The organism is Mesorhizobium sp. M7A.F.Ca.CA.002.09.1.1, from assembly GCF_003998555.1.
In the GTDB taxonomy this organism is placed as follows: domain Bacteria; phylum Pseudomonadota; class Alphaproteobacteria; order Rhizobiales; family Rhizobiaceae; genus Mesorhizobium; species Mesorhizobium ciceri.
In genome coordinates this window covers 1-9723 of the sequence record NZ_RZRR01000099.1, presented here as the reverse complement: position 1 = coordinate 9723, position 9723 = coordinate 1, and the positions used below count along the sequence as shown (strand labels likewise).

Here is a 9723-nt window from a genome sequence, read left to right as displayed (position 1 = left end):
CCCCAGAGGATCATGCAAGCCGAGACGACAAACAGCGCGGCGGCCACGAGCGCGGTGAGGCGCATCCACAGGGCGAATGTCTTCGGCGCGCTGACCATGACCAGTGCGGCCGCCCAAAGCGAGATGCCGCCGACATAGGACGGCACGCTGGCCTCAAGCCCCGCCGCATTGCCGGCCATCAACAGGGTCTCGCCGGCCAGGAAGGTCAGGAAGCCGGCCGCTATGCAATCATTGCCCAGCCGCTGGTGTTTCATCGTCAGCAGCGCGGTGGCGACCACGAGAGCCACGCCGTCGATCGTCCAGAGCGTTTCGCGCAGCGGCGCGCTGGCGACGAAGGTGCCGGCCAGCCCGAAGGCGCCGCCGCAAGGCCGACCGCGGCGGTGGTGTCTGATGTGGTGCGCATTTGAGGGGAGAGAATACCCCGAGGTGGGTCTGCCCTCCCGAACACAACAGTCGCGCTTCTCAGAGCCACGCAATCGGAGAAATGGCCATTTCGTGGCCCCATCGCCGCGTTCGCGCAGGATATGATGCCATCCCGACTCACACTTCAATTTAACCTGATATCAATCGTCTTTTCGTCGCTCGTGGAAAACGCCCCGACTGCATATGCTTCGTCTTCCAAGATCGGCTCGATCATCGCAGTCGCGTAGATTATCTGATGCTCTACCTTACTTTCCTTCGAGATACGGAGGATTTGCAGTTGGAAGTTTTGGCTGCGGATTGCCTCCACCCCCATGTTTTCGTGAGTATCAATCATGCAGAAGCGGGGATGGCGAAAGAACTCCGTCTTAGTTGCTGCAGCAAGGAATCCCAGGTAGAAGCTGCTTTTCAAAATCGCTCTGGAGCTAGCCGAGAAGTAATTCTCCCCGTCTACAGCGATCTTGTTTTGCCCAAACGTAAAGCTGATAGTTTCAGGGTCCTCAAATATATCTTGCCGCCTCAAATCGTTGCGTAGAAGCTCCTTAACCTCGTTAGAGATACGAGTATAGGCGATGGATAGTCTATTCTGCTGTTGAGCGCGAAGTGCATCATTGTAGGATTTTAGCCCAGCGATAGCACCTTCCAGCTCCTCGCGCCGACTCGAAAGCTCTCGTATAGTTTCAACCAATTTGGCCTTCTGATCTAAATCTTCGACCTGTCTCTCCAAGTATCCGGCTCGTCGGTGCAATTCTCCGATACGGTCTCGTAATGTAGTCGATGGCAATCGTTGCACCGAAGCAAGATGTTGGGACGCCTGTTGCCAATCTTCTTCGAGTCGCCGCAGTGAAATATCCAATCGGGTTAGGCGCTCACTTCGCTTCCTTTGAAGTTCCTCCGATTGGTTGATCTGGAGGCTGGTGTCAAGAATCAGACCGGAAATGCGTACTTGGGTCTGTTCGGAGTCAAATGGCGTTTTGCACAAATGGCAAGAATGTGGAGCAGGCTCATCCTCCAAAGGCGCGTAGCAGGCTGGACACCACTGAAAACTGACCTCTCCGATATTTTCGACCACATTCTCAGAGTCCTTCAGGGCCTCGATCTTGTTCCGGAGGCTAACAATGAAAGCATCGGAATCAGCGATCGTAAGCGTGAGGGCGTCACGCTCTTGACGGGTCCGCACGAGGCTCGACTGAATCTCTTGGACCCGCCTGTAAGCGGTTTCTTGCGAGTCCAGTGTGAATTGGTCCTTTGCATCGCTGGAAAAAAGTGCGGCCTCAGATTGTTCGATCGCAGTCTGAACCGCAGCCCGGTCCTTCTCCAGGTTATGTCTCTGAGCCTGAATCCATTCGGTAGTTAATCCCTGGTCCGGCCCTCCTACTCTGCCCAATATCGTAAATAGCGAGTGTAGCTGCCCAATTACCTTGTCCAGCTCTTTGCTATACTCCTTTATTTTTTGCTCGTTATCGTAAAGATCGCTATCGTATGCGCCACAAAGGAGTCGTCCTACCGTATCTCGCAAATTTGCTTGATCAAATCTTTCGAAACGAAAGATGTCCTCTATTGGGCTTAGCTGGTCAGCGTACAGCAATCTAAGTATCTGATGCATAGTTATGTTGCCGGACAGATCGCTTGATACCTCCGGAATTCCCAGGAGGCCAAATATTGCTTGCGAAAAGCTCTCGCGATTGCTCGTACCTCTATATGGATAGCGTATCCAGTCGGATCGGGCAGCCCCTGTCGCCATCTCGTATGGGCCACCAAAAACTTCCATTGGCTGCTGCCCGGTCGACTCGGAAATCTCTCTGCTAAGGGTCACTATGCGCCCGTTTATACGCGCCTCAACGACAACTCTCGTGCAAAGGCGAGCCACTGCGCTCCAATCGGCGAGTTCTCCCCCGAGTCCATAGAAGATGAAATTTAAAACAGTCGATTTTCCGGAGGAATTATCACCACGGACGACATTAACGCCCTCATGGAACTGTTCGTTGTAAACAACGAGATGACCCCGCTCGACCACAACACGCGTCACTATCAGCGTAGGCTCATACCGCATCATATCGATGCTCCAACAGGCCAGTTCTCGCCTTCAGCCCGTTATCCCCTTGCAGAGGATAGTCCGATGCCAGAGTGGCCAAGAAATCCATGAGGTCGGACTGAGATTCGTTGATCTCGGCTACTCGTTCCGCGAGACTCCGAGGAATTGTGGACCCTGTGGCTCTAACTTCCTTTTGCGCAAGCGCATCGACACTCACCAAAGACTTGGCGGCAAGGGTTTGAATGGCCGCTGCTTGCATAGGGCGCATACGTTCGAATACCAACCTGGCATCGGGTAGCTCGCCATAAGGTTTAGTAAAAGCATATCGGTCTGATAGCTTTTTGAACTTCTGATGCTGGGCTGTCAGCCGAATGTCCCGAACTTTGTGAGGGAACAAAAGGTAGAAATCCAGAATCCGCAACTTATCGTAGGCCAGCGCCTCCGAAGGGCCGAGCACATTTCGTAGACGTAAAAACCTAAAAACCGCATGAAAAGCGTCAAAAGCAGGCTGAAAGGAGAGCTGAGTCATTTATGCCAACGGACGAAACATTGTTCTGCCAGCCAGTAAATCATCCCCATTGCGGTGTTATGATCTACCTCCAGGACGCTTGCACCGCAGTCCTCAACAGTTGGAATCACAATTAGCTCATTCATGAACTTGTTTATTTCCACCACGCCACATGTAGAAATTTGTGGGAGGATTATATCATTAAACTGCCGTTCAGCTCTCGCCAACAGATATACGATTATCTGTTGAGCAGAATAATAATGAGACCAGCGCTCTAGAAGTTTGACGAACATTTCCTTCATTTCGATGGCATCAGAGTAGGAATCCTCTCGGCCACTCACGCTCAACTTTGCGCGTAGTCCCCGAACACCGTCGTGCGATCGTTGAGAATAGAACCGTTTGAGTCTGTCGATGGTGTCTCTGGCTACTTGATTTCTTTCAATTTCAAGCTCAAGCTTTTGTAACAGCTTTTCGATCGCGCTTACGCGGTTTGCGGCGATGTTCTTGTAAGTATGGTTGATGTCGCGAGCCGCCATGTCGCGACCCGCGCTGGCTCCCGACTGATCGACTGTGGTTGAATTTGCCGTCACGCTACGCGCCTTTATCGACACGTTACTTCGTGATCGTCTTGTCACGTCCTACTAAGTCGCCACCAGCGGTAGCGCCACCCTGATTAACGGCGTTTCCACCAGGGCCTGCTCGATTTTTGATAATTTGAAATGTTATGAGCGAACCAGCGCCCAGACCTACTAGAAAGCTAATTATTTCAGAAATGTAGTCTGCAATTGCTGCCATGAATCACCCCCGAGCCACGGCCAGTTTAGCACCCTTTTTCTATTTTGAAACTACTTAAGGACCTAGTCCCCCATCTTCAAGGCCTGGATAAACGCCTCCTGCGGAATGTCCACCTTCCCGAACTGCCGCATCCGCTTCTTGCCTTCTTTCTGCTTGTCCAGCAGCTTGCGTTTGCGCGAGACGTCGCCGCCGTAGCATTTGGCGGTGACGTCCTTGCGCAGCGCCGAGATGGTTTCTCGGGCGATGACCTTGCCGCCTATTGCCGCCTGGATCGGGATCTTGAACAGATGGTTCGGGATCAGCTCCTTGAGCTTCTCGCACATCTGCCTTCCGCGCTTTTCCGCCGCCGTGCGGTGCACCAGCATGGACAGCGCGTCGACCGGCTCCTCATTGACCAGGATCGACATCTTCACCAGGTCGCCCTCGCGGTAGTCGGTCAGGTGATAGTCGAAGGAGGCGTAGCCCTTGGAGATCGACTTCAGCCGGTCGTAGAAATCGAAGACGACCTCGTTGAGCGGCAGATCGTAGATCAGCATGGCGCGCTTGCCGACATAGGACAGGTCGGCCTGGATGCCGCGCCGGTCCTGGCAGAGTTTCAATATGCCGCCGAGATAGTCGTCGGGGGTCAATATGGTGGCGCGGATCCACGGCTCCTCGATCGCCGAGATCTTGACCACGTCGGGCATGTCGGCCGGGTTGTGCAGTTCCTTCATCGAGCCGTCGGTCAGAGCCAGCCGGTAGACGACGCTGGGTGCCGTGGCGATCAGGTCGAGGTTGAACTCGCGCTCCAGCCGCTCCTGGATGATTTCGAGATGTAAGAGGCCAAGGAAGCCGCAGCGATAGCCGAAGCCGAGCGCGGCGCTGGTTTCCATTTCAAAAGAGAAGCTGGCGTCGTTGAGGCGCAATTTGCCGACTGCGGCGCGCAGATCCTCGAAATCGGCGGCGTCGACCGGGAACAGGCCGCAGAACACCACAGGCTGCGCCGGCTTGAAGCCGGGCAGCGCCTTGGCGGTGGCGCGCTTGTCCTCGGTGATGGTGTCGCCGACGCGCGTGTCGGCCACTTCCTTGATCGAGCCGGTGAAGAAGCCGAATTCGCCGGGGCCGAGCTCGTCGACATTGATGCGCGCCGGTGTGAACACGCCGGTGCGCTCGACCAGATATTTGGCGCCGGTGCCCATCATGCGGATGGTCTGGCCCTTCTTCAGCACGCCGTCGATGACGCGCACCAGCACGATGACGCCGAGATAGGCGTCGTACCAGCTGTCGACCAGCATCGCCTTCAGGGGTGCCGTGGCGTCGCCTTCGCGCGGCGGCGGCAATTGGTGGACGATGGCCTCCAGGACATCCGGAATGCCGAGGCCGGTCTTGGCCGAGATCAGCACGGCGTTGGAGGCGTCGATGCCGATCACCTCCTCGACCTGCTCGCGGATGCGCTCGGGCTCGGCGGCCGGCAGGTCGACCTTGTTCAGCACCACGACGATCTCGTGGTTGTTGTCGATCGCCTGGTAGACATTGGCCAGCGTCTGCGCCTCGACGCCCTGGGAGGCATCGACGACCAGCAGCGAGCCCTCGCAGGCGGCCAGCGACCGCGACACTTCATAGGCGAAGTCGACATGTCCGGGCGTGTCGATCAAATTGAGGATATAGTCCTCGCCATTGTTGGCGCGGTATTTCAGCCGCACCGTCTGCGCCTTGATGGTGATGCCGCGCTCGCGCTCGATGTCCATCGAGTCCAGCACCTGCTCCTTCATGTCGCGCAGCTCCAGCCCGCCGGTCAGCTGGATCAGCCTGTCGGCAAGCGTGGATTTGCCATGGTCGATATGGGCGACGATGGAGAAATTGCGGATGTGGTCGAGGGGCGTGCTCATGGCGCGCGTTTAGCAGGGGTGGCTTGCCCGAGCAAGCTGTGCGCCTTTGCCGGAGCAGGCAGCACGGGCACCTGTCGCTTTTTTCGCGCTTTTCGCGAAAAATCTATAAATTTTAACCAAGCCCGTTAGAGCATAATTTGCGAACGGGATGTTAGCGGAGGGAAATATCTGATGTAAGGACGAAGGCATGCGGGGGCTTGCAGGCAGTTTTATCGAGTCGCGGAGCGGCTCGTTCGCACCGATACTCATTCTTGCCATGATACCGTTGATCACCGCGATCGGCTTTTCCGTCGACTACACCTCCGCTGTCCAGACCAGGTCGACCGAGCAGGCGGCACTCGACGCCGCGATCCTGTCGATCACCACGATGGATACGGCCTCGACGAAGCCGCAGCGCCAGGTGATGCTCCAGGATACCTACAGAGAAAACGGCGGGCGGGGCGCAGCGACCCTGAACAGCTTCGACGTCAGCGCCAACGGCACCGCCACCGCGCAGGCCTCGGCAAGTTTCGCCATGCCGACCGTGTTCATGCAGATCGCCAGGATTCCCACGGTAACGGTCGGCGTCGCGTCGGCGGTGAGCAAGACGCCGGCGCTGGTCGAAGCTACGTTCAATGTCGATCACGTTTCGGGCTACTGGAACAAGACCATGACTCTGTACGGCCTTCCCTACGGTTGGACCTCCACGACCACGCCGACGGCCATGATGAAGGCCAACTACAACTACAAAGCGTATAGTTATTCCTATACGAGCGGTGGTAAGACCTATACCGCTGCCGAGCCGAAAGGTTACGGGACGACAACTATTACCACGGGACCAACCGATACGCTGGTTCAGACCCAACTGTGCACGACAGTAGGATCAACAACCGATTTCACGGCCACTGCGGGAGTTTACAAAAGCACCGCGGTGGCAAAAAGCGGAAAAACGAACGGCTCCACCGTCTATTTCAAGACGACGTGCGCGACCACGAATTCCGCCGGAAACAGCAGTGGCGCAACAATCAACGTGAGCACGATGGACAAGCTCTATCTGCAGATGGATGTGCCGTCCGGGCCGGTCAACCCGCTCAGGTCGAACAATACAGACACGTCGAACCGGCTCTACCTCGGCGCCGGGTACAGCACCGCGGCACAAAAGGCCCTGAACCCTTCCAAATACCTCCCCGTCGAGGTTGCCAGCAACACGGTCGTCGACATCTTCGCCGTGGTGCCCTGCAGCGAGACCAGCGATCAGGCATGGGAAGACGGCGGCAACAATCCTCCACTGCCAGACGTTACGAACGCCGACTTCTTCTACAGCGTGATGGGCAAGTGCGACTTCAACAAGCGACCGTCCGACACACTGCTGACGCAGTAGATGCTGCTCCTCTTGCCTTCTCCCCTTGCGGGAGAAGGTGGATCGGCGCGTAGCGCCGAGACGGATGAGGGGTGCTGGACGGAGCGCAATAGCTGGCTAATCTAAGCCATGCCGCATCAACCTGTCCCGCCAGCCAAACGAAGCTTCGCCCGTTCGCTCCGGCGTGTAATGACGGAAGCGGAAGACCGGCTGTGGCATGAACTGCGCGACCGCAGGCTCGACCGGATAAAATTTCGGCGCCAGGTTCCCATTGGAAAGTACATTGCCGATTTCGTCTGCTTCGAAGCACGCTTGGTCGTCGAGATCGATGGCAGCCAGCATGCGGAGTTGGAGTCTGACAGCGTCCGCAAAACTCACCTGGAAGAGAAAGGCTTTCGCATTCTGCGCTTTTGGAACGATGACGTTCTGAAAGACATGAACGCCGTTAGCGATACCATCATCGCCTATGTACGGGATACCAGCCTACAGCCTTGGCGGTAGGGGCGCGTTCTTCCCTTCTCCCACAGGGGGAGAAGGGAAGAACGCCTGCGGCCCGATCACAAACCGGTGAGCGCTGTAACGAAGGCGCCGACAGCGGCGAAGTGGGGATATCTGCGGTGCTTCCAGGCGCCGCCGCCCACGGAGCAAGCCGATGTCGCGATCCTGTACGTTCATCAAAGTGTCCAGCCTCTCGGCGATTGCGCTGGCAGCGTCGCTCGGTGCGGCGGCGGCCCAGCCGCTCAGCGTGGTCGAGCTGTTCACCAGCCAGGGCTGCTCGTCCTGCCCGCCGGCCAATGCCAATCTGATCAAGGTCAAGGACCAGCCCGGCGTGCTGGCGCTGTCGTTCAACGTCACCTACTGGGACTATCTCGGCTGGAAGGATATCTTCGGAAAACAGGAATTCACCCGGCGCCAGGTCAGTTATGAGCCGGCGCTCGGTCATGACGGGCCGTTCACGCCGCAAGTGGTGGTCAACGGCCATGCCGATGTCGTCGGTGCCGCACCCGGCGAAATCGAAAAGCTGATTGCGGCGAGCGGCCGGACAAGCGGCCCGGCATTGTCACTCGATGGCGGCAGGATCAGCATCGGCGCCGGCGCCGCACCTGGCGGCCACGCCGATGTCTGGCTGGTGCGCTATGCCAAGGGCGTGGTCGAGGTGCCGGTTTCGCGCGGCGAAAACACCGGCCGCACCTTGCCGCACGCCAATGTCGTGCATGCGCTCGAAAAACTCGGCAGCTGGACCGGCGCGGCCGCGACATATCCTCTGCCCGCCGCGTCCGGCGGCCTGAGCACCGCCGTGCTCGTGCAGTCGCCCGGTGGCGGACCGATCCTGGCTGCCGCGACCGACTAGATCGCGCTTCGACAAGAAATTGCGCAACGCCGCATGGAGCGGCGCCGCATAGCACGGCCGCCAAGAGGGCGCGCCTTCAACGCCAACCCCAAGGAGATCATCATGACCACTTCCCGCCTGACGCTGCCGGCGCTCGCTCTCGCTCTGTGCTCGACGGCGCTGTTTGCCGGCGGCATCGCCCGTGCCGACGACGCGACCAATGCGATGAAGCCGGCTGCAAATGCCATGAAACCGGCCGCGGATGCGATGAAGCCGGCCGCAGACGCCATGAAACCTGCAACGGATGCGATGAAGCCTGCCGACCCGATGGCCACCAATTCCATGAAGCCGGCGGCTGACGCCATGAAGCCGGCAACGGATGCGATGGCTCCGGCCAAGTAAAGGCGGTGCTGTTTCCGGCTTCGGTCCCGCGGGTCCGAAGCCGGATGCACGTGAAAGTGAGGCTTCGGCCGCAACTCGCCCGTCGCATGATCGTATCTTATCCAATAGACTCCACATGATGGACGTCACAGGAGCTCAAGCCATGACCGACATTCAAAAACCAGTCATCAGACAATCGTCGAACGTCTTCCGCAGCGCGCTCGCCGCTCTTGCGCTGGCCGCCGCGGGCGCCGCCTTCTGGCTGACGCCGGCGGTTTCGGCCGAGGACGCGGTGAAGATCCCGCCGCCGGCGCTCGACGAGAAGGCGGCCACCGGCACTGAAAAGGCAGTCTTCGCCGGCGGTTGTTTCTGGGGCGTGCAGGGCGTGTTCCAGCACGTCAAGGGCGTCACCAAGGCCGTCTCCGGCTACACCGGCGGCGACAAGGACACCGCCGTCTACGAGACGGTCGGCTCAGGCCGCACCGGGCATGCCGAATCCGTCGAGATCACCTACGATCCGTCGAAGGTGACCTACGGCCAGCTGCTGCAGGTCTATTTCTCGGTCGCCCACAACCCGACCCAGCTGAATTTCCAGGGTCCGGACTCCGGCACGCAGTACCGCTCGACGATCTTCGCCGAAAACGATGCCCAAAAGAAGATCGCGCAAAGCTACATCGCCCAGCTCGACCAGGCCAAGGTGTTCCCGGAGCCGATCGTCACCACGCTGGAAACCGGCAAGACCTTCTATCCGGCCGAGAATTATCATCAGGACTTCCTGACGCTGAACCCGACCTATCCCTACATCGTCTACAACGACCTGCCCAAGGTGGCGAACCTGAAGGCCCTGTTCCCGGCGCTCTATAGCGAGAAGCCGGTGCTGGTGCTGTCGGCGAGCAACTAAGAATGCCCAATCTCCCCCTCGCGGGGGGAGATTTGCGCACTCAGCCGCCCCGCCCCTGCCGGCTACATGGCCTTCATCGCGTCACACGACACAGTCGGGTTCATGTCGGCGAAGGTGCCGGCCGGGTTCTTCTTCCAGGCCCAGAC

The 9723-nt window shown here is 58.3% G+C and carries 9 protein-coding genes and 1 pseudogene; 5 read left to right on the top strand and 5 right to left on the bottom strand.

Annotation, left to right across the window (positions count from 1 at the left end; all coding sequences use genetic code 11):
- The 5 genes and pseudogenes from EN994_RS35305 to lepA form a co-directional block, all read right to left on the bottom strand.
- A pseudogene (locus EN994_RS35305) lies at positions 1–287 on the bottom strand (hypothetical protein); the annotation flags it as partial.
- A gap of 260 nt (positions 288–547) precedes the next feature.
- Positions 548–2476, bottom strand: a complete 1929-nt coding sequence (locus EN994_RS06985; protein WP_063169620.1) for an AAA family ATPase — start codon at positions 2474–2476, stop codon at positions 548–550.
- Entirely contained in the window at positions 2463–2984 is a 522-nt protein-coding gene (locus EN994_RS06980; RefSeq protein ID WP_063169621.1) for an ABC-three component system middle component 5, read from the bottom strand. Before EN994_RS06980 ends, EN994_RS06985 begins: the two co-directional genes overlap by 14 nt.
- On the bottom strand, positions 2981–3553 hold the full coding sequence (locus EN994_RS06975; protein ID WP_063170410.1) for an ABC-three component system protein: 573 nt from the start codon (positions 3551–3553) through the stop codon (positions 2981–2983). Before EN994_RS06975 ends, EN994_RS06980 begins: the two co-directional genes overlap by 4 nt.
- Before the next feature lie 267 nt (positions 3554–3820).
- A complete protein-coding gene (lepA, locus tag EN994_RS06965) occupies positions 3821–5626 on the bottom strand; it encodes a translation elongation factor 4 (protein ID WP_063169622.1) in 1806 nt (601 codons plus the stop codon).
- Positions 5627–5813: 187 nt separating this feature from the next.
- Here lepA and EN994_RS06960 point away from each other — a divergent pair, with 187 nt between their 5' ends.
- The 5 genes from EN994_RS06960 (at position 5814) to msrA (ending at position 9577) form a co-directional block, all read left to right on the top strand.
- Positions 5814–6986 (top strand): pilus assembly protein TadG-related protein, encoded by a 1173-nt coding sequence (locus tag EN994_RS06960; protein WP_063169623.1) that lies wholly within the window; start codon positions 5814–5816, stop codon positions 6984–6986.
- Positions 6987–7154: 168 nt separating this feature from the next.
- A complete protein-coding gene (locus EN994_RS06955; RefSeq protein WP_244514250.1) occupies positions 7155–7466 on the top strand; it encodes an endonuclease domain-containing protein in 312 nt (103 codons plus the stop codon).
- A gap of 151 nt (positions 7467–7617) precedes the next feature.
- Positions 7618–8316 (top strand): DUF1223 domain-containing protein, encoded by a 699-nt coding sequence (locus EN994_RS06950; RefSeq protein WP_063169625.1) that lies wholly within the window; start codon positions 7618–7620, stop codon positions 8314–8316.
- Between the two features lie 102 nt (positions 8317–8418).
- A complete protein-coding gene (locus EN994_RS06945; RefSeq protein ID WP_027162827.1) occupies positions 8419–8697 on the top strand; it encodes a hypothetical protein in 279 nt (92 codons plus the stop codon).
- Positions 8698–8839: 142 nt separating this feature from the next.
- Positions 8840–9577, top strand: coding sequence for a peptide-methionine (S)-S-oxide reductase MsrA (gene msrA / locus EN994_RS06940; RefSeq protein WP_063169626.1), 738 nt, complete (start codon positions 8840–8842; stop codon positions 9575–9577).
- Positions 9578–9723: the final 146 nt, after the last annotated feature.